The 21,132-nt window shown below is 64.6% G+C and carries 11 protein-coding genes; 5 read left to right on the top strand and 6 right to left on the bottom strand.

Going from position 1 to position 21,132, the window contains the following annotated elements:
* Positions 1 to 25: 25 nt before the first annotated feature.
* Together mobF and DBO33_RS41065 are read left to right on the top strand one after the other, a co-directional pair.
* Positions 26 to 5,977 (top strand): MobF family relaxase, encoded by a 5,952-nt coding sequence (mobF, locus tag DBO33_RS41070; RefSeq protein ID WP_107661048.1) that lies wholly within the window; start codon positions 26 to 28, stop codon positions 5,975 to 5,977.
* A 166-nt stretch (positions 5,978 to 6,143) separates the two neighbouring features.
* Positions 6,144 to 6,584, top strand: a complete 441-nt coding sequence (locus DBO33_RS41065) for a hypothetical protein (RefSeq protein WP_107661047.1) — start codon at positions 6,144 to 6,146, stop codon at positions 6,582 to 6,584.
* 59 nt (positions 6,585 to 6,643) lie between these two features.
* Here the strand turns inward: DBO33_RS41065 and DBO33_RS41060 are convergent, their stop codons facing one another.
* Positions 6,644 to 6,904: a hypothetical protein gene (locus tag DBO33_RS41060; RefSeq protein ID WP_107661046.1), complete on the bottom strand. Its 261-nt coding sequence runs from the start codon at positions 6,902 to 6,904 to the stop codon at positions 6,644 to 6,646.
* A 533-nt stretch (positions 6,905 to 7,437) separates the two neighbouring features.
* Here DBO33_RS41060 and DBO33_RS41055 point away from each other — a divergent pair.
* Both DBO33_RS41055 and DBO33_RS41050 read left to right on the top strand, forming a co-directional pair.
* Positions 7,438 to 8,481, top strand: a complete 1,044-nt coding sequence (locus DBO33_RS41055) for an alpha/beta hydrolase (RefSeq protein WP_234391478.1) — start codon at positions 7,438 to 7,440, stop codon at positions 8,479 to 8,481.
* A 326-nt stretch (positions 8,482 to 8,807) separates the two neighbouring features.
* Entirely contained in the window at positions 8,808 to 10,352 is a 1,545-nt protein-coding gene (locus tag DBO33_RS41050; RefSeq protein WP_107661044.1) for a hypothetical protein, read from the top strand.
* Positions 10,353 to 10,643: 291 nt separating this feature from the next.
* On the opposite strand, the gene DBO33_RS43340 is transcribed toward DBO33_RS41050, so the two are convergent.
* Together DBO33_RS43340 and DBO33_RS41045 are read right to left on the bottom strand one after the other, a co-directional pair.
* Positions 10,644 to 12,281, bottom strand: coding sequence for a hypothetical protein (locus DBO33_RS43340; RefSeq protein WP_159080761.1), 1,638 nt, complete (start codon positions 12,279 to 12,281; stop codon positions 10,644 to 10,646).
* 571 nt (positions 12,282 to 12,852) lie between these two features.
* A complete protein-coding gene (locus DBO33_RS41045; RefSeq protein WP_159080760.1) occupies positions 12,853 to 13,209 on the bottom strand; it encodes a hypothetical protein in 357 nt (118 codons plus the stop codon).
* A gap of 847 nt (positions 13,210 to 14,056) precedes the next feature.
* Between DBO33_RS41045 and DBO33_RS41040 the strand changes: the two genes are divergently transcribed.
* Complete coding sequence (locus DBO33_RS41040) at positions 14,057 to 15,037, top strand: replication protein RepA (protein ID WP_159080759.1); 981 nt, start codon at positions 14,057 to 14,059, stop codon at positions 15,035 to 15,037.
* A gap of 580 nt (positions 15,038 to 15,617) precedes the next feature.
* On the opposite strand, the gene DBO33_RS41035 is transcribed toward DBO33_RS41040, so the two are convergent.
* From DBO33_RS41035 to DBO33_RS43335, 3 genes are all read right to left on the bottom strand, one after another.
* The gene (locus DBO33_RS41035; protein ID WP_159080758.1) at positions 15,618 to 16,229 is read right to left on the bottom strand and encodes a hypothetical protein; all 612 of its coding nucleotides are present in this window, start codon (positions 16,227 to 16,229) and stop codon (positions 15,618 to 15,620) included.
* A complete protein-coding gene (locus tag DBO33_RS41030; protein WP_107661040.1) occupies positions 16,226 to 17,236 on the bottom strand; it encodes a ParA family protein in 1,011 nt (336 codons plus the stop codon). The genes DBO33_RS41035 and DBO33_RS41030 overlap by 4 nt, the downstream gene beginning before the upstream one ends.
* Before the next feature lie 1,465 nt (positions 17,237 to 18,701).
* Positions 18,702 to 20,657 (bottom strand): hypothetical protein, encoded by a 1,956-nt coding sequence (locus DBO33_RS43335; protein ID WP_159080757.1) that lies wholly within the window; start codon positions 20,655 to 20,657, stop codon positions 18,702 to 18,704.
* Positions 20,658 to 21,132: the final 475 nt, after the last annotated feature.

The raw sequence follows: 21,132 nt of genomic DNA, 5'->3' as shown, positions 1-21,132 counted from the left end.
TGCGGCGGTTCGTAGCGTCTCAGTGATGATGACGCTGCACGTAGTGCATAGGGGCGACGGGTACGCGTATCTGAGCAAATCGGTGGCCGTCGGTGATGTCGACTTCGGTGCGCAGCCCGACTTCTCCGGGTTCTACGACCTGACCGGCACCCCGCCGGGCGAGTGGTTCGGGCGCGGCGCGGCCGCCATGGGAGTGTCAGGTCAGGTCAGCGCAGCACAGATGCGGGCGCTGTTCGGTGCTGGGATGCACCCCAACGCCGATGAGTTGATCGGCGCGGCGCTCGCGGAGGGGCTACCGGCGGACAAGGCGTTGGCGGCCGGGCGGATCGGGTCGCCGTTCTATTCGTTGCGCGCATCCAAGACCCGCATTGGGCGACTGCATCAGCAGTTGGTCGGCGCGTTCACCGAGAGCAATCTGCGGGCACCGACGCGCCAGGAGTGGTCGCGATTGCGGGGCCTGGCGGCGCGGCAGTTCCTGACCGAGACCACCGGCGGTATCCCGACCGGGCAGCAGGTGCAGACGGCTCTGGCCGGGGAAGGGCGACAGACGCGCAAACCGGTGACTTGCTTGGACTGCGTGTTCACCGCCCCGAAGAGCGTGGCGGGGTTCGTCTTCGGCCTCGGCAGCCCGTCGGCGCGCGAGATTGCCTGGCAAGCCCACATGGAGTCGATCCGTGAAGTTCTGGCCTACGCCGAGCCGACCCTGGCGCTGGCTCGGCGGGGACGGGGCGGAGCACGCAAGATCGACACCGCTGGCTGGACGGTGGCGCTCTACACCCACTTCGACAATCGGTGCGGCGACCCGAATCTGCATACCCATGCCGTGATCAGCGCCAAAGTTCTTGGCGCCGACGGGAAATGGAGTTGTCTGGATGCGCGGGCGCTACATGCCGCGGCATCGATGTTGTCGTGCCGGTACAACGCCACGATCATGGGCAAGCTGTCGCGGCGGCTCGGTGTGCGGATCGAGGAACGCTCGCGCGGTCGAGGCAAGAAACCGGTCCTCGAGATCGCTGGCGTTCCCCAAGGCCTCAACGACGAATTCTCCCGGCGACGCCCCGAGATCCAAACTGCCACAGAAGAGCTGGTCGCTGCCTACATTCGCCGCCACGGTCGCTCCCCCAGCAAAGCGATGCAGATCCGCCTCGCCGACAAAGCGACGATGGCAACCCGCGGCGGCAAACCGTTGCCGCGGACGCTGACCGAGATGCTGGCCGAATGGGATTCCCGCGCCACCGCCTGGCTGAACTCGGTCGGCGACGATCGCAGCGCCAGCCGGTTCGTCGCCGACCTCCTCGACGAACCGGGCTCTGATCAGCCACGCCCATTCCGGCCCGATTCAGCCGCACTGGCCGCCGGTCTCGCCGCCGGATCCGCAGCGGTCCAGGCACGCGAACTGGCACCGCTACGAACAGCCATCGACGCCGAGCTCGACCGCTACCACTTCCCCACCGCCCGGCAGCGGGGCATCGCTGGTGAGCAGATGCTGCACCTGCTGGACCCGCACAACCGAGACGGGGTCACCGCGCAGGTCGTCGACCGCGAGATCGCCGAAGAACGCGCTCGCTTCGACGCCACCGTGATCGCCCAGGAGGTTGTCGAGACCGTCGCACGGCGCCGCGCGACTTGGACCGAATCCCATATCCGTGCCGCCGTGGAAGACCGGCTCGGGATCTGCGTATTCGACAGCGACCATGCTCAACGGGCCGCGGTCGAACAAGTGGTGGCCATGGTGCGCGACCAGCGCAGCATTTGCCTGTCGATCGACCCGGACCCGGTGCCCACCGCGCTGCAACGCAGTAGCGGTGAGAGCCAGTTCGACGGACCGGCGCTGACCACCGTGCGTTACACCAGCGAGGCGGTTCTGGCCGCGGAAGCGCGACTGCAGCAAGCCTCCTGCGAACCCAGCCCGGAGTTCGTGACCAGTACCGAAGTCAGCGCGGCGATCGCCAAGGTCGAGCATGCGGAGTCGACCACGCAGAACATCATGCGCCGGTTGACCATCGGTCAGCGACGGGTGGTCGAGCATCTGTGCACCACCGGCACCCGCCTGGCCGTGGCGGTCGGCCCGGCAGGCGCTGGAAAAACCACGGCGCTGGCGGCGGTGGTGGCGGCCTGGCGTGATGCCGGGCGCACGGTGATCGCGCTGAGTCCGCAGAAGAGCGCCGCCCGTGAGCTTTCCGCCAAGATCGGCATCCGCGCGGACACGATCGCCGCGCTGTTGTGGGCACACAAAGTAGGCACCGCCGCGCCCATACCCCGAGGCTCGATGATCCTGATCGATGAAGCCGCGATGGCCGCGACCGCAGACCTCGACGCAATCCAGCAGCTCGCCGAAACCGCTGGCGCGGTGGTGCGATGGGTGGGCGACCCTTGGCAACTGTCCGCGGTGGAAGCCGGTGGCGCCTTGCGGTTGGTGTGCGCCGATACCCGCGCCCCCGAACTCGACACCGTGGTGCGATTCGCCGACCCCGACGAGGCCGCCGCCAGCCTGCACGTGCGCAACGGCGACCCGAACCGAGCGTGGGAGTTCTACGCCGATCGCGGCCGCGTGCAGTCCGGACTGACCAGCGACCTGCGCACCCGGATGCTCGCCGCGCACATGCGCGACCTCGACGAGGGGGTGTCGAGCTTGATGATGGCCGCCACCGTTGAGGATGTGTACCGGCTCAATGGAGCAGCCCAGAGCGCCTACGCCGAGCGCGGCGTTGTCGACCGCACCGGAGCCTGCGCGCGGCTCTCCGACGGGCACCACGGGTATGTCGGCGACATCATCGTGACCCGCCGGAACCAGGGCAAGCTGCGCATCCTTGGCGGCCCTCGCGGCGGCGGCCCGGTCACCAACGGCGACCGGTGGCGGGTGATCGCGGTGCACTCGGACGGATCACTGACCGTCGCTGGCGCTGAACACTGCGGCCGCGTCCGGCTGCCTGCCTGGTACGTCACTGCGGATGTCGAGCTGGGCTATGCGTGCACGGTCCACCGCGCCCAAGGCGTCACCGTCGACCGCGCCCACCTGTTGATGGGCACGAGTCTGGGTCGCGCCTTGGCGTATGTGGGTCTGTCCCGTGGACGGCTCTGGAACGGGTTGTATCTGTCGACCGACACCCTGCCCGACCCACCACCGCTCGAGCACGAACCTGACGAACCTGTCAGCGCCGCAGAGGTTTTCGCGTCGGTGTGTGCCCGCGAGGACGACAACATCGCCGCCACCGAGGTGATGCGCACCGAACAGGCCCGCATCGAGGATCCAGTACGGCTCGCCGAGATCTACACCCGTGCCTGTCAACTCCTGGGCCGAGGCCATGTGGATCGTCTCGTGGACCGCGCCCTGCCCACGGTGCTGTACCGCCAGGTCCGCGATGCCGAAGCGTTCGACGCCCTGGCCGACACGATCACCGGCGCCGGCCAGCTCGGTGTCAGCGCCGGGGAGTTGATCCGCGCCATCGTCACCAACGATGGCGCGGACGAGGACGGGCACAGTCTGCTGACTGCCCGCGACGCCGCCGCGCTGCTGTGTGCGCGCGCCGACGGCCAGCTCGCTCCATATCTGGCCGCCGCCCAGCATGCCGTGCCGTCGGTGCGGGATCTGGTCTTCAGCGCGGTGGCGCCGCTGCCACCGCGCTATCCCGGTGTCGACATCGAGCTCGCCGACTACGCCGGACGGCTGCGAGCCCGGCTACTCGGAGAGCTACCTGCCGATCCGCCCCCGGCCCCGCGCCCGGGGGCCGGATTCGGTTCCGCACCGGATCCCGACATCGGCACCGACCGCCGTTCCCGGCTGCTCGCCGACTACAACTACTACGCACACCAGCTGTGTCTTGATCACGCCCGCTACCTTCTGGACAGGGCGTTGCCAGCGGTTGTTGCGCGCCAGCTCGCCAGCGGGGCCAGCTGGGCGCGGCTGCTGGAAACAATCGCCCTGACCCACTGGCACGGTCTGGACCCGAACCGTCTGGTCGCCGACATCACCCGCGGCGATCTGCTGGTATTGCTGCACGCCCGCGACGCCGCCGCGCTGCTGTGCGAGCGCGCCGACATCTGGCTCGCCGCCCACCTCGGCGTTACAGCAGCGGCCGAGCCGCCGCTGGTCTCTGTCACAGCGGCACCCACCGCGGTCGGCTCGGCCGCGACGCGCCCGTTCCGGGCTCTGCGTGATCTGGCCCGGCCTGCGACGGTTCGCCCGCTGCCACCGGCGCATCCGGGCTGTGACACGGTCACCGCCGACTACGCCGGCTTGTTGCGCCGCGCGCTGGGCGATCTCGACGACACCGTCAGCGTCTTATCCGACGATCTCGACACCATCGCCGCACGCGGTGGATTCGGTGACCTGGCCGGATCATCGGTGAAACCCTTTGTTTTCCCTTGGGACACAAGCCATTTCGATGGCGCAGACGACCCCGACAGCACCGGGTCCGCGGCTGGAGCCGACACCCTCGATGCCGCCGCCGATGATGACGACCCGATCCGCGTCCAGGATGCCCGTACCGACCAGCTGTACCCGCAGATGGAACCGATCGCGCGGGTGCTGCGGGTACACGGCGAGGTCTTGGCCGCCCATGCCCGCTATGTCGAGCTGCGAGATGCGTTCCGGGAGGACCGCAGCGAGCATCAGCTTGCCGCCGCTGCGATGGTTGCTGACTGCCGCGAACGCGTTGATGCCCTGCGGCCTCTTCTGCTGGAATGGCGTGACGCCCATGACGATTACGAGCACGCGCGGGGGCAGGCAGCCGTAGCCGAGGACAGCTACGCCCAGGCGTTGCGTGCGCAACCTGAACAGGCCGACGAGAAGTTCCTGAGGTTTCTGCAGAGCAAGGCCGAGGCCAGCACCTCCGATCCCGGTGCTCGCTCCCAATTGAACGCATTACTCGAACAGTATCGCGGTGCGGCCGCTGACCGGGCGCAGACTGAGGTCGACGCCGACATCGCCACAGCCCGGCTTTTGGCCGAGGACGCCCGTTGCTGGGCCGAGCAGCTGCACCGCACCGCCGAACAGGCACGCCAGCGGCTCGAGGAGGCGGCCGGTGCCGGCGGGGTGGTCGAAGAAGCCGATGTGCATCACATGCGCCACCTCGCCGACGAAATCGCGATGACCGAGATGTTCCAAGCCCGTGAGCACGCCAGACGGCTGCCGCCGTACCTCAACCGTGCACGCTGGGCCGCCGCCGAAGATCTGCAAAAGAACCGTTCGCTGACCCGCGACGAAGCCCTCGCCGAGATCGACCAGATCACGCAGACCGGGTTCAGTTTCTTCGATGAGGCCACCGCACCACCACTGCCCACGCTGGATTTACGACTACCCAGCTTCACAGACCTGCCCATGGACTCTCATGACGACCAAGGCGTCGACGAGGACGAGGTCACCCTGCCCATCCGCGCCGATCCGATCCGACAGCGACCTGGCGCCGAGCTGGCCGCGACCATCCGGGCGCTGGGGAGCCCCTACTCCCGCGGCTTGGCGGTGCCGACGGCGCCCACATCACACGTCGAGAGAGTCCGCGATGCCCATGCTCGTCTGGACCGACAGGCCACCGCGATCACCGCAGCCCAACGTGCCCTGGTCGCCGCCGACGCTCAACCCGAGCAGCCAGGTCTGCACCAGATCGCCGAGCAAGCCATCGAGTCCGCCGCCGCAATCGGTGCGCCCCCGCACCGATGGGCGCTGCTGCTGGCCCGCGCCGCCGACGCTGAAACCCGCGCCGCCGAACACGCGCGCGCTGAACGCGACGACGAACGGGACCGTCAGCTACGTGAACGCAGCGGCGCACGTGCAGCACGTGCCGCAGACGAACTCGCTCAGGCGCTGATCGAGCAGCGCCGACGCCGCACCCTGGCCCCGGTCGAGGCCCAGGCTGAACGCCTCGCTCGGGCGACCGGGCCGCTGGACTCGCCGATTCACCAGGCCGACGAGCTCGGTGCGCCCACGCCGGCGGTCGCCCCGGCCGCCGAATCAGCCGAAACAGGGCCGGGCATCTGAGGCCGCGTGGGTGTCGGACCGCAGCGCTATCGTCGGTCCCGCACCACCTGCGACGCTGCCGTCTATCCGATGAGATCGACTGAGCCGCAACAGCTGTCACCCCCTTCGACCTTCAGGAGAAGCTGTGCGAAATACCGCGACCACTGCGGGAGCCCTCCATCGGCAAATGGCGCTGAGAGTCCTGCGCGGCGAGCTCGAGAATCTCGCGTCCGCCGCCGCAGCAGCGGACTGCTCACGCACGCCGGTCGGCTACGAACTAGGGCGAGCCGGCGAGTCCCTGACAGTCTGGTACGACGCCAACGGCCTCAAGATCCACACCACTGATGCGACTGTTTTCGTGTCGACGACGCTGCAATTTGCTCAGATCTGGCCCGACTGGTGTGCCATGTCGCGCCGAACTCTGCGAGAGATCGCGCACGCGATGCTGTCCGCTGCCGCTCACGTCGAAGACATGGCCGATCCTGGCACGTCGGCGACCATTCATCGGCTTCCCGCGACTGCCATCCGCCCCTCGGTCGGTCCTCGCGCGCTACGACCCGCACCGCCGCGGCGATCACGGTTGCGGCGGGTGACCTCGGGCCTCCATCGGGAGGGCGGGGTTGTCTAGCCCCGCAACCCGCACCAGTGCGCGACACGGGCGAGCAGCTAACACACATCAGCCAGCGTTTATGCCTGGACCGACCGTACCGTCGCACACGCTTGCCACAGCACGCCCCACACGCCATCGACCATCACGGGCGAACGGGCGGAATGGGCTTGGACGAAGTCCACTACCGCGCCTGGGGTGAGCGTCCAGACGTCCATGAACTCCTGGGCCGTTGGGATCGCCTCGGCGAACCGTGCGTTGGACGCTTTGGCCTCCGCCGTCGATCCGGGCAATCCGAACTCTGCGCTGGCCGCGATGTGGGCATCGGTCTGGCCAGGCATTTCCGAACCGTCACCAACCAGCAGAGACACTCGCGGGACACCACGGCCATCACGCGCGTCAGGCGGGCATTCGTTGCTCAGCAACCGGGCGAATGCGAACGCCAAGTGGATGTTCCCGAGCGCAGGGTGTTGCTGTTTCAATCCCTGCAGCCCCGGCGCTGTCAATGTCTTCGCGACTGCTTTCGCAACCGCCGTTGGTTCCTGTCCCGAATAGACGCATAGCAGTTTCTCCGCGACATCTGACACTGCTTGGTGGGTTGAGATTCCCTCTGGCACCACCCCACGCTACAGACACCGTGGAACCCCAACCACCCACCGCCAGCTCGACATCGAGCACCCGTAAATGGTCTAACCGTGGCCCTGCCGTCGGCCCGTGACGAGCCACACCCGAGAAGGTCACACCCCGCGTGTGATCAACGGGATCGCCTTTCGCGGAACCGGTTTCAATAAGGCGGTAAGCGCCCGGGCCGAGGGCGCTCGGCCGCAGAAGTACTCGCACAGCCGCTGCCACATCGCGTTTGGGAGCTCTCACCGTGAAGTCTCGTCGTCACCCGATCTGCATGCACCGTCGCCTCCCGCACTGGAAGGCTGGGCTGCTATCGATCCTGGTCTGGCGCGACGTGCTGCTGCTACTGGCCGGGGTCGCGTTCGCCGCGGCGACATCGCACGCGCCGGCGGTCGCGGTGCCTTCCGGCGGTGAATGCCGAATGCGCGCCGGTACCTTCGAGACTTTGACTGTGCCTTCACAGATGGGTCCGATCGAAGTCCAGGTGCAGTGGGCTCGCCATTGCGGAGCGCGGGCTTTGTATCTCCTCGACGGACTTCGCGCCCGCCTCGACACCAACGGGTGGAGCGACCAGACCGCGGCACGGGCACTGTTCGCTGAGGACAACATCACCCTGGTCATGCCCGCCGGTGGCCCGGGATCCTGGTATGCCGACTGGTCGGCGCCCACCGTCGAAAACGGGCGCACCGTCACCTATCGGTGGGAGACCTTCCTGACCCAGGAGCTACCTGCTTATCTGGCCAGCTACGGGGTCTCCCCTACCGGAAACGGCATAGTCGGGCTCTCGATGAGTGCCAGCTCGGCGCTGACCCTCACCGCGGGCCACCGCGATCAGTTCATCTCCGCCGCGGCGTTCTCCGGCTTGCTGGACTGGCATACACCCGACCTGCGTGAGGCTGTGCGGACCATCACCTGGCAGGCAGGGCACAACCCCGACAGTCTCGCTGCCCCGGGTCACCCCCGCTGGAATGACCTCGACCCCTACCTGAACGCACCCCAGCTGGCTGGGGTAGCGCTCTATATCGCCTCCGGTCCAGGACTGCCCTTCCCCGGTGAGTTCGACAGCCTGTCCTCGGTTCCAACGGCGGTCGGAGCGATGAGCCTGGAAGCGGGCACCGCGCTGGCGACCCGCCAGTTCAAGACCCGCCTCGACAGCCTGGGTATCACCGCGACCTACAGCTTCCCGGCGGCAGGCGCGCATACCTGGCGGAACTGGGACGCCGAACTCACCCGGGCCCGTCCCGTCCTGCTGGACGCGCTGCTGGGTCCCGACCCGACCGGGCGACCATGACATCGCCTCCCCCCAACACCAGCCGGGGTACAGCGAGGGCAGGGCCGACGGCGCGCAATGGGTTAGGACCTGATCCCTACCCGGTAAGCCGGGGTGGCAGCACTGGGGTATACCCCTGGGTCAATCACAGCGACCCTAACGGGACGACGGGCTACGCTCGGCTACCCCGAGACACAAGATCAGAATGCTACAATTCTGGAATGCTAGTGTCTGACGCCGTTGAGTCCCCTCAGCACGACTTCGAATCCGCCTTCGAAGCCACCCGGCGCAGCCCGTCCTCACCAGCAGCAGCCCCGGGCGCTCACCGCGCCGCCGAGCCGGTGACAATGGCAGCCCCCGCTGCACCGACGACTACGCTCGCCGACTACTTCGACACCGGCGATGTCGAGGACGCGTTCGAGGGCACCGAACGGCCCGAACCGGCCCATGTCGAGAGCACCACCGACCCGTCGCCAGAATCCGCCGACGGCGATCTCGCCGACCAGCTCGACCCCACCCAAGCCCATCGCAAGAAGCTGAGCACGCTGAACAGCCAGCCCAAGCGCGTCTACTGGGCGTGCTCAGTGCTGGGGGCCGACATCGCCACCGAGGACCTCCAAGACACGCTCACCCCCAAGATGGTCGCCAACTGGCTGGTTGTGCTCACCGGCGACAAGCGCCACAAGAACACCAAAGTCTGTGAGCCGATGAACAACCCCTGGAAGCGGTGGGCCATCGCGGTCCGGTCGGGCGATCCCGCTCCGCCCGACATCAAGGAGGGCATCCGCACCATGCTCGAACAGATGAGCACCGAGTGCGAGGGCACCGTGCCGATCCGGCCGCAGTGGCTCGACGAACTAGCGCTCTACGCGGACAAAGGTCCCGTGCTCGTCCCCGCCGACATGGAGCAGGACAGCAGTGCTCCGGTGCCGGGCTCCGGGCCTACACCGCAGGATCAATCCGAGGCCGCTGACAACGACAGCGAGGTCGACGCCTTCGAACCCGAGCTAGATGGCGGTGAGGTTTCGAGCACTGTATCGCGCGACGAGGCTCGAGAGATCTTTCTTCGCAAGTTGAATCCGCCCGAACTAGCAGATCAGGACGCGAAGCGAACGGCACTGGCGATCCTGTCCGCCAAGGAATGGGAAGCCGAACGAGAGCTCGCAGAATGGATCCGTGCTGAGCTGCGTGCGCAACGCAGGCGGGTCGTCGAGGCCGAAATCGCCGCAAAGGATCTCGCGCGGACAACCGAGGTTGCCCTGGCAAAGATCAACCACCGTGATCGCCGTGACGCCAGCAAGGCACTCTCAGCACTTCGGCGCAAGGTCAGTCCTGGCGCTCAGCTGGCGTGGCTACATCGCTACCAGATCGCCCTCAATTGGGGCGCGGTGTTCGTCGTCGTCGCAGGCATGGGCTGGTCTGCCAGCAACGTGCAGCACAACATCGCAGGCTCCGCCGGCATGGCCGATCCGCTCTACTGGTTCAGCTATCTGATCGAGGCAATGATCTCGGTCATGCTGGTCCTGGTCATGGTGGGCAAGCCCAAGCTGGTCGAATGGGACGCAGACCCAAAGCACATCATCTGGGGCGAAGTGGGCCTCCTAGCGATGACCATCGGCTTGAACACCTATCCCCACCTCAATGATGGGCGCTGGGACGACGCCGCCGTCCATGCCGTTGCACCGGTCATGATCGGTATCGCCATGCTGATACACCACAAGATGTCGGCAGGCGTCGAAAAGTCGATCAGCAGAGCGGCGCAACGAGCCAGGGATCTCGACACCGATGGCGACGAACCACCGGCCAGCCGTGTCGACTGGGTGGCGGGCGAGGTGGCGCTCAAGATCGACCAGTACACCGATCAGAGCCCCCTGCCGGCGTCAATACCGTAGGTCGATGACGCGACGTGCCCTGTCCGCCCGCGCAGGCAGGGCACGGATTAGGTTTCGGTGCCCAATCGATTCAGCCTGATGGATAGGCTCGCTCGTGCGCATTTCTTGCGAGCTTCCATGGCCTACGGCCGCTGGCGGTCATTCGGACCGCCAGCGCAAACTGGCTGCCAACGTCGGCAGATAGCAAAAGTTGGCCGCGTGTCCACCATGGGAGGGGAAGCGGGGAGGCTTCGCATACAGGGCGAGCCGCCTGCCGAGTTGTATGCACCTAACCCACCTTGACCTGTGGTTTCAGAGAGACTGCAGATCGTAGCTATCAACGATCACTCCATGGTGGGTCCACCAGGCGACGCGGTCGTTGCTGTCCCACGGGTCCGGTGGGATGTGCTGAGACTCCGGTGGATGCAGTGGCGGCGGATCGGTTTGGCATGCCCAGTTCCACCACTCGTGTCGATCCTCTGCGTGCCACCGCGGTCCCGCAAGTTCCGGTTGTGAGAATCGGTTACGAAGCCAACGCCACCATGCTGATCGTTGAACCTTGTGCTTTTGCTTGCGGTCCTCGACCGCCGCAGGGATTCCGTTCGCCGTAGCGAACTCATCTAGACCGACCGGCCCAGGAGACAGCTGGCCTCGTGCCGGACGCGCAAGTAGGCCGGCAATGACCAGACCAGCTACGGTCTCGTGGAATTCGGTACGTCCCAGGCCGGATGCCGCCTGGACATCCCGGCTGGCGGTCAAACCGGTCCTGACGACTAGTTCGAATACGAGCCGACCGCGCCCACCCAGCAGTCTCCACGCCGAATGCACTGGTTCGACGCTTGTCCGGGCCAACGCAGCTTCGTCGGCGACGATCAGCTGATCCCCCCAGGCAGCACTGGTCAGCGCATAGCGATCTGGAAGCATCCCGACGCCGACGCTGACACGCAAGATGGGCGCGCCGGGCAGGTCCCGCAGTTCTCGTAGGACAGCGGCAACCGTAGTTTCGGGCAGCATTCCACACATAATCGACAACGATCGGACGCCCAGCCCCACCACTGGTACTTCGCCAACCAGCTCACCCTTTACGACCGATGCCCACGCCAGCCCTTGCAACACCATCAGGACCGTCCACCGATGTCCTGAGCGCGGCCACTGACGCAGCACCCATTCGGTCGAAGCGGCCAGCCATGCCTGCTGGATCGGGTGAAAACCGGCGGCGCGCACCCCGCCGGTGAGCTGTTGGTACTTGTGTGTAGATAACCGGACTTCCTCAACAGTTCGGCTGACCCATCGACAAGCAGCACTCCAGTCGGCTTGCCGACGGCGTTCTCCACGCTGTTGGTAGCGGGAATAGGAGGCAAAGAACCCTGGCCAGTCAGTACGCCGGGACTGAATGTCGGCATAGGTCCAGCCGCGAAGCACAGCGTGAACGAGGACAGACTGGCGGGCTTCGCTGTGTGAGAGCCATCGGCGGTTGCGCCGATGGCGTGGCAACCGACCGCTGCGGGCGTACTCCGCGACTGGACGAGGCATTGGCCCTGACCAGCGGAATCGAGCTCGCAGCCGTGCTGTGTGGCCAGACCCTTCCCATACGTCCTGGTCGTCTGTGGGAAAGACCTCGACGAGCTCGTGCGCGCCGTCAATGCACTCGAGGCCCTCAGTAGCGTTCGGGCCATCCTGATTGCTGGCGTGCGAGGGGAGGGCTGAGGATTCGGGGACACCCAGCTCTGCGCGCAGCCGTTCCAAGAACCCTGACTCGGATCGGCTTACGAACACGCTGATCGCTTCACCGAGCGATCCGTCGAGCAGCCGGTGCCCGCGCCCGTCCTTGGTTACTGATCCCGGTGGGGTGATCGAACCCTGCCGTGAGCCAAGCATCGGTCCGATGTCCAGAGTCGGGAATCGCAGGGCCAGCGCATCGAGGATCGGTGTGAGTTCCTCACGGGTCACGCTTACGCCGTGCGGGAGCGGTGTGAGCACGTGCCGGCCATCGCTCTCGGGCGACCGATCCGATACTGACCGACCGCCGCATTTCGTGAGTATCTGCAGTAGACCGTCCCTATCGGCGAGGACCTGCTCCACCGTTGAACGCTTCGCATCCAAGTCGAACGCGAGCAGGGTGGTCCGCCGAAACTGGTTAAAGAGGGGCACAGCGGCGGCCACTGGTGGCGGCGTTTTCGGAAGGGAGGATCGAGCTGCGCGTTCGTAGCGGCCTTTGGCGGGATCGTAACGGCGGTGCGAGCGCCGGGCCGCGATCAACGGCGCCAGAACAGACCAAGTGCGCTGTGGAGGTGGAGGACCTACCTGGTCTGAATCGGTGTGTCGAAGTTGAACAGTGGAAGGTACAACGCTAACGTAAGAAGTGCTCATACAGCCCCTCATAGGTACGCAAAACCGGGCCGCCTCGCGGTGACTCGTTTTTGAGTACGCCAAGGGCGGCTGTGTGGTGTGGCCCCCCGAGCTGCCAGGCTGTGTCAGGGGGGCCAAGCTATTTCTAGGGTGGGTTACCGGGACACCCCGGCTATGCGACGTTCTCGTCGCCGAACGGCAACACCCCCTGTTCCGGAATGTGCTGTTCGTCCAGTAGTTCAGGTCGTCCCAGCGCTGTAGCGATCAAGGTGTCCGTCAGGTCCACTGGGCTCATCTTCAACTCGGCGGCAGCCTCGAGCACGGCGTCGTAGATGTGTCGGTTCGTCGGCAAGGCCCCGACTGTGTGCCAGTCCGTCACCAGATGCGGGAGCCCCAGGAACAGGGCAGTGATGTCTGCGACGTACGGACCCATCAGGCGTGGCGGCGCCACATCCTTGACCGTCTCGTAGGCATCGTGCGCGAGCCGCACACCTACGAGATCTCTCTCGTGCTTACTGGGCTGTCCCATGCCGGTCAACTTAGACGCTATTAACAGATACGATCCACTCGACACGCGGCACGAATCGCATTTGTGTAATTTAGCCACACATACCGGCTGCGCGAATAGCGGAGACATATCGTCTAGGTCACGCCGAGAATGCGACACCGTACCGGAGCTTGGCCGACCCGCCTGCTGGTCTAAGCCTCAATCATGTTCCTGAGCTGGCACTTAGGAGAACTCGCTCCCCCGCCGATCGCCCTTCCGACGGCTTGCAGCGCCTATCACGTTCCGTGCGCATTTCTTGCGAGCGGAGGTTGGATAATTGCGGCTGCGCATTTCTTGCGAGCCGATCGCGAAAGCTTTTCGGAACGCGCATTTCTTGCGAGCATTGCGCATTTCTTGCGAGCCGAAGATCTCACGACACGCAAAGTGCCGACCAACAAAGGGCTCTTGAGCAGCGCTGTCCTGCACGACACGGGGCTGGTGCCACGCTGACGCGACGAACCCACGTCCAGAACGCCGCTCGGCCGACGAGATCAGCTGATGAGGCGACCTCGTCTGATGGGACAACCCGGACGCTCGCAAGAAATGCGCAAAGTCAGCCGACCTCCCACGCGCATGCCTTGCGAGCCCACCGAGACCCGTAGTCGTTCCGTCGCGTCAGCGGGGCCTCCGATCAGTCAAGATGCGGATCTCGCCGATCTTCGAGGTCCCACGGGCTCCGAGCCGGGTGGTTCGGTGTTGGCCACTCGATACGGAGGCCAGCACTCGGGCCCTGGGGTGGCTCGCAAGAAATGCGCAATTCGAGTCGGAAACGACACACGGTCGCCGGCGCTCCCCCACTAACCTCCTGGCGCATGCGATGCTGGGCGCTATGGCCGGTCGTCCCAAACGCACGTCTGAGGACCTGGCGCGCGCGGCCACGGAGCTAAACAACGCGGTCAAGCGACAAGTCGGTTTCTCCACCAGCATGCTCGCCCTAGCGTCGATCCCCTTCCGCGACCCGGGGGATGTACCGTATTTCATCCGTTCGAACGACCAGTTCAGCCTGACGGTCCAGCCGGGGATCGTCAGGAGCAACGGGGTTCCGCAGTCCGTCGGGTATCCATTCGGCACCATCCCCCGCCTTTTGCTCACCTGGATGTGCACCGAAGCCGTCAGCACCGGAACCCCGGATCTACAGCTGGGCGATAACCTCTCGGACTTCATGCGCAAGATCGGCCTGCTCAAGGAAGGTTCTCGGGCCTCCGGAGGAGCGAAGGGATCGATCACACGACTCCAAAGCCAGATGGAGCGACTATTCCGCGCGCGCTTCAGCATCGAGGTCGAGGGCGAAACCCACCGCCAGATGGGCGCCGGCATCGACATCGCCGCCGGATTCGAGCTCTTCTGGGCCCGCGGTGCCCAAGCCGCCGAAGGGCAGCGGTCACTTCTGCCAGCGCGGGTCATCCTCAGCCCGTCGTTCTTCAACGAGGTGACTCGAAACCCTGTGCCGGTCGACATCGCGGCCCTTCGCGCACTCAGCGGTTCCGCCCTCCGCTTGGACCTCTACGTCGCTCTCACGTACTACATGTCCGTGATCCGCGAAGAGTTCCTTCTGAGCTGGCCGGACTTGTGGCTTCAGCTCGGCAGCACCGCGTCGGACAACTCGGCTCGACGGGCCCAGTTGAAAACCGACGTGAAAAGGCAGCTTCCCGCAGTCCTCGAGGTGTACCCCCAGGCGAAGGTCGAAGTCTGCAAAGACGGTCTGCGGCTCTTCCCCAGCCCGCCCCACGTGCCGCTAGAGCCTCGCCTCCGCGAACTCGCGGCAGGCCCGATCCACCTACCTGCGATGCCAGACTTGCTGTCCCGCTGATCAATACACAAAGTTGGACGGCCGCTGACAGACGCGATGTGCGCATTTCTCGCGAGCCCGCAACCATGCGAGGGTGCCCTGATCTGCGGGGACGGCGAAACGACAGGTGCGTCCTCTTCCCTTGCGAACGACTATCGCCGAATCGCGGACAGGACTTCCCTCTTCGCAGGTTCAATGCGTTCGTCAATCTCGATTGGGCTGCGACCTCTCGTAGTGGCGGCTCCAACCGCTCTTCCAGGTCGACCTGAGGCGCGTCGACACCCGTGTAGGTCCCCCGTCACGGCTCAGCGCGCCAATGGGGTCCCATTGCGCCATTCCACCCCCCCCCAGGTGCGCTCAAGCCTGAGACAGCAGCAGCGCGACGCTCCGCCGCTGAATCTGAACACCACGAATTCCGTAGCGTCATTTCGTAGCGTTGGTTTCGTTGTCGTGGACTGAGTGTCATTAGCTCGGGTGCCTATAGCTGGGCAAAGGACACCCAGGTAACGACCGGAGGCTTATGGCAGGGGGCTTTCCGACAGGCACAGCCATGCCCCCGTCCATGCGGATGGTGGCATGGCTGTATCCCGGCAGACCCGGGTCACCCCGCAGTCGAACGCTTCTTCCTCAGTTTGGGTAGATAAGCGTCGAGCACGGGTGCTAGCCATGTCGAACGCGTCTGGAACCCGAGGTTCGAACCGAACTCGTCGAGCTTCGCTGCCTGCGCAGGCGTCGGACGGTAAGTGATCGGGATCTGTCCTCCACCGCGGAACCGAACTGCATTCGGATCTGGATCGAACAGGTCTGACACCGGCCGAGTGACGATTCGGCGTGCTTCCACGACCTCCTGGAGAACGTCGACCTTTGCACCAACTGCCTCCAGGATTATCTGGAGATTGCTCAGGTCGTTGTCCTTCCCGTACTTCTTCAGCCGTGCCTCAACATCACTGTCGACGTACACAGCTGATGCGCCGGGCCTCTTCGATCGTTGGGTTCGACTCTGCGGCTTCTGGGGTGCAACTGCAGCCTCATGTGTTGGTTCGTCGTACTCATCGAGCTCCCCGGTCTCAGTGTCGATCGCAACATCGCTGTCAGCAGTCTCGCCCTGGCTGAGGTTCTTGATGTACTCGGCTCTCTTCGCCGGATCAAACAGGTCACCAAGTCCCGCGCTACCGGAGGTATCGAGGTTCTGCCTCGTCAGGGGAGAGCTCATGGCCACAATCCTTTCTCAACTAGCTCTGCTCGCTTCTTCTCCGCAAGGGCAAACACCTCGTCGCCAAGGCCGTCGTAATCCTCGGCCACACCTTTAGACGCGCCGGAAACGACGATCGAATCCTTCGCTTCTCCCCTGCGCCGCTTCACCCAGGACGGGTTGTTCTCGATCTCCCGCGACAACTCCTCGGCTACTCGGCCGTACCGGCTGCTGTCCGCTGCCACTCCTTCTGAGAATCTGATGAAGGACTTCAACACTAAGGTGGCATCGCCGAGATCTCGTGCTACATCGCGCCCGATCTCGGCTCGGATGGCTTTGCTGCTGTGACCGGAGCCGAAAACGAACACTCCAAGGAGCATGATGAATGGGTTGTGTTCCATCGCCACCCGTATGTAGCTCGCCAGCTGAAGCAGTCCAAGTCGCGTCGAGTCGTCAGTCTTGATCGGAACCAGCACGAAACGTGCGACACCGAGAGCAATCAAGAGGAGCGTTTCGTTCTCCGGTGGAGTATCGATGATGACGACGTCATAGTTAGGTGCCAAGTGCTGCAGCCGCTCGGCGAGGCTGAGAATCACCGATGCTGCACCGCCGGCGGACTTCATTCGACTGCCGATTGCGTCCGTAATCATGGACACGTAGGTGCCGCCTGGCAGCAGGTCGAGGTCTGCGCGTCCCCCAACTGAGCGCGCAGGCTTGAGATCTGTGTGGGTGACGATTGCTTGGAACAGGCCGAGCCCATCGTCATCGACGCCAGCTTTGCCCTTAATCCCGAGCAATAGCGATGCGGTGCCTTGTCCGTTGAGGTCGACAAGAAGGACTCGCTTTGGCCGGCCCCTATCCGTACCGACGGCGTCGTCGTCGACGGCTGCTTTGGAGGCCTGCCTCGCCGCAAGGTTGACGGCGGTTGCTGTCTTGCCTACTCCGCCCTTCCAGTTCGCGACGACTATGACGTTACCCAGCGCCGACCAATTGATCGTCGGAGCAACCCCGCTCAGTGGATGTCCCATGACTTCTTCCGATGTCTCTTCCGTGTCAGGTTCGTGGCTCGCACGCGGGCGGCGCGCTGAGGCGTTGCTGTCGGTCTGTGCGGCTGACCTGGGAGTTGTGAACTATCATTGCCTGAGCTCCAATATTCGTCTCTACCTGCGAGATTCAAGAAAGGCCGAAAGGTGCCGGACGGCAGGATGGATCGTAGCGCACATCGCGCACCAGGCGGTCGATCAACGCGCGACTCCGAGCACCTTTCCGTCAAGGTCGCTGAAGGCGTTCCGAGCGATGCCTCGAAGAGTGGCTGTGCCGATGCGATGCCTGATTGCGGCGCGAAGCCGCGCACGACTTCACAGATAACCGCGCCGATCCATGCAGGTCAAGGCACGCAATCGTATATACCACCGCGACTACCGGCATATAGACTTGGTGATAGGCCACGAGGCCATCAGCATGGTGTGCCTGAAGGTCCTGACGACAGTAGACTCGCAGACGGTGCGGTAGATTCTGCCGTAAAGCGTTGGGCTAGTCGACCGATGAGCAGCCATATAGACCTGTGCACGGATTGCTGTAGCAGTTGTTCAGTACATCAACCGGGCAATTGTGCTGTCGATTGGTGGTGCCGTATATGTATGAGTACATATGGATGTACAGGTCAAGGTTGCCCGGCGGGCAAATTCGCTTATTCTCGCAGAGGTTTAATGGGCCGCTTTTATCGAGGTATCTCAGGACGGGTCGCCGGGCATTGTTCCGTTACTGAGCCAGATAATAAGTGCGGAAGTTCGTCGGACGACCGTGCGGGTAATACTCTGGAATGCCCCTCGATAACCGTATCGACAAGCGTGCTAGGTGGTGTAGTGCCAAATCGTCTGTCAAGTAGCACTGCACACCACCGTCCACAGCTGTGTGGTCGTTCGGCGACAAGTCTTTCCCGCTGCTACCCCGTACCACAGGCCAGGCATTGCCCAGGATGTTCGCAAAACGGTTGTCATGCGAACCTGGCCCGACATCAAACACGTAATCTGCCAAGTGTCAAACCGGACCGCGCGCGTACATACGATTCGACTTATGATCCGGCCAGTTGCCGCAACAATAAAGCGCCGTGCTGTCGGCGCGATCTGCGTGTTCGTATACGATCGGATGCATAGGTGAGGTCTCCCATGCATTGCCCGACGAATCTGCCGATGTCCGACGCGGTTAGGTTCGCTCGTCATTGCCGACGCACTACGGGCCATCATCAACCATTGTATTCTCTGGTCTGTTGCCAAGTAAGATCGTGCCTGAACTCCTGGCCGTATGCGTGCGGTCAGTGCTCGGTAGATGTGATGGTCGGCAACGGCACGCACCTGATGCACAACGAGCCGATCCGCCTGCCGACGCGTTGTCTACAGCATTCATGGGTACATAGGGCGTCGACAAGGGATCGGCCTAGGAATGCCCGATTTCGGCGTCACTGTGACGAAACGCATGGGTGTCTCTTATTGCCTAACCCGTTAGTGCATCTCTTAGAGGCGGATCTGTGGCCAAAGGAGGCATGTGACTGGCATCGGGCAGTTCCGCGAAGGCGCAGTCCGTGCATCCGCCAGGAGAAGAGCTCGGTGACGGTGTAGAAGTGGACTGCTGTCGGCGTCGGTCATCAAGGGCCTGCCGCGCTGGCGGGCCGGTGATTAGGATCGATCGCCACATTGCGTCGTATTCGCCTGGCCATTCGTGCCACGGCGGGGCGCCCATCTCAGACTGTAGGGTGATTCCCGAGGAGTAGTCAGGCGGGATCGCAGCCCTAGCCTGCAGCCAGTTCCCCCAGTTAATGCGATCGCGGCGATAGCGGAGGACTCGTTCGGCGCGCTCTTCGTCGAGGCTGTGTGCTGAGGCGATGTCATCGAGGCTGATTGGGCCAGGCTGGACGTCGCCGTGAGCTCGGGTTATCAATCCCGCGTTGGCGAGTGTGTCGAGGATTTCATAGCCGGTGCTGAGGTTGATGCGCGCTGCGGCGAAGAGATCTGCGGGCCTGGTGAGTCCAGCGTTTGTGGCGAGGTCGTATATCCGTCGGCAGCGAAGGCCCACGACCTGCCAGGCGTCATGAATCGGTGCGACCTGCACTCGCGAAACCGGGTCGGGGGAGTAGCTGCGCCCGTCGAGATAGGGTTTGACCAGTGCATATCGGTCGGCGAGGGTGCCATTCGCGCGGCGGATACGTAGTAGAGGTGAGCCTGGAAGATCGCGTAGTTCGGCGAGGGTTTGCGCGACGGTCGTGCGGGGCATGAGTCCGGCGGCTAGTGCCAGGGATCTGACGCCGAATTCGACTGTGGGTGTCCCGTTGGAGGAGGGGCGGCCAGTCAGCGACGCGGTGTATGCGAGTGCTTGCAGTACTGCGAGCACGGTGGAGCGGTGCGCGGGTTTGAACGGATGGGTGTCTGCCCAGGCGGTCGCCTGGGCAAGCCAGCGACCGTAGAGGGATGGTCGTTCAGTGGGTTCGGATCCGACGGGTGTCCCCCCTGTGTGCTTGATCTTGTGTCCGGTAACTCGGAATTTGTGTGCGTTTCGTGATACCCAGCGGCAGGCGGTGTTCCAGTCGCGCTGTAGTTGGCTGTGGTCGCTGGTGCCGTACTTGGAGTAGGAGTCGGTGAGACCGTGCCAGCTACCACCGGCGAGCGTGAACTGGGTGCGGATGTCGGCTAGAGAGAACCCGCGCAGGGCGGCGGCGGTCAGGAGGCTTTGGCGAGCCTCGCTTCGTGATGGCCAGCGCCCTTCTGACGGAAGTGCGCCAGTGGTTGCGAACAACTGCTGGTCCTTGGGGATCGGGGAGCGCAGCTGCCACTGGGGACGCAAGCGTGCGGTGTCTCCCTGGCCCTGCCAGAGTTGGCGTCCTTCGCTGGTCGCTGGGGTTCCCCGACGATCCATTGGATGGTTCGAGCTGGCCGGATCGTCGAGGCCACCGAGGTGGGCGATCAGCCGGGATATCAGCCGGGGGTGACTGCGGTCCTGAAAGGCCCGCTCGGCGTCGGCGAGGCTCCCCCGCAGGATTCGGTACCCGCCCTCGCGGCAGGCCGATCCGGGGACGGTGAGGCAGCCTGTAGAGGGGTTGAGAGCGGGGGTGATGTCGAGTGTGGGGCAACGTGAGGCCAGCAGCCGCAGCAATGGCTCCAGCAACCGCGGTGTCGCTGATTCGCCGTGGGCGAGTGGAACATAGAGGTGTGCACCTCCGCTGGTGCTGGCGTCAGCGATGATGCGGCCGCCGCACCCACTAAACCACTGCCGAACCCGTTCGACATCAGCGGTCACTGCTGCGGCGCCATGGGATTTGGCATCGAAATCGAGCGATATGACCCTGGTGCGGCCGAAGCGGTCGTAGAGGGTCACGGCGGCCGGCTGTACCGGTGGTGCCTTCGTCAGTCGCCGGGCGCGAGTGTATTTGCTGCTCACGGCGTCGAAGATCCGCATAGATCGACGTCCAGCGATCAGTGACGCCAATCGCCAGACCGCGGTGCGATCGTTACTGGGCTCGGGTTCGGTTGGGGTGGTGGGTCTCCCGCCATTGGCGTGGAGGCTGATGCGCGCAGGGGAAGATGCGCACGAGGATGCGTCTGATGCAGGCCGTGCGCTACCCTGAGATCTGTCTGTCAAGGACTGTGATCCCTCTTCTGGGGTTTTGGGAAAGCCCTCGGACCACCACCTCCGGGGGTTTCCCTCTTTATTCGGTTGTCGTGTGCGGAGCCTTGATTTCCGCCCTTTGGCCTAAGTCGTCGGCACCTTCTCCTTTCGGTCGTACCGGCAGTTGTCTACCGACCTTGGAATCGGAGTACGGAAGATGGTTGGCCATCGGCGGGTGATTGGACTAGCGCGGCGCGTCGGGACGTGCAGGGCGCACTGCGGCAAAGTCCTAGGCCCGTGCTTGCGGTTGATCCGCCGGGTGACA

It is taken from the genome of Nocardia suismassiliense (assembly GCF_900269665.1).
Lineage (GTDB): Bacteria > Actinomycetota > Actinomycetes > Mycobacteriales > Mycobacteriaceae > Nocardia > Nocardia suismassiliense.
This window is presented reverse-complemented; position numbering and strand designations above follow the sequence as displayed.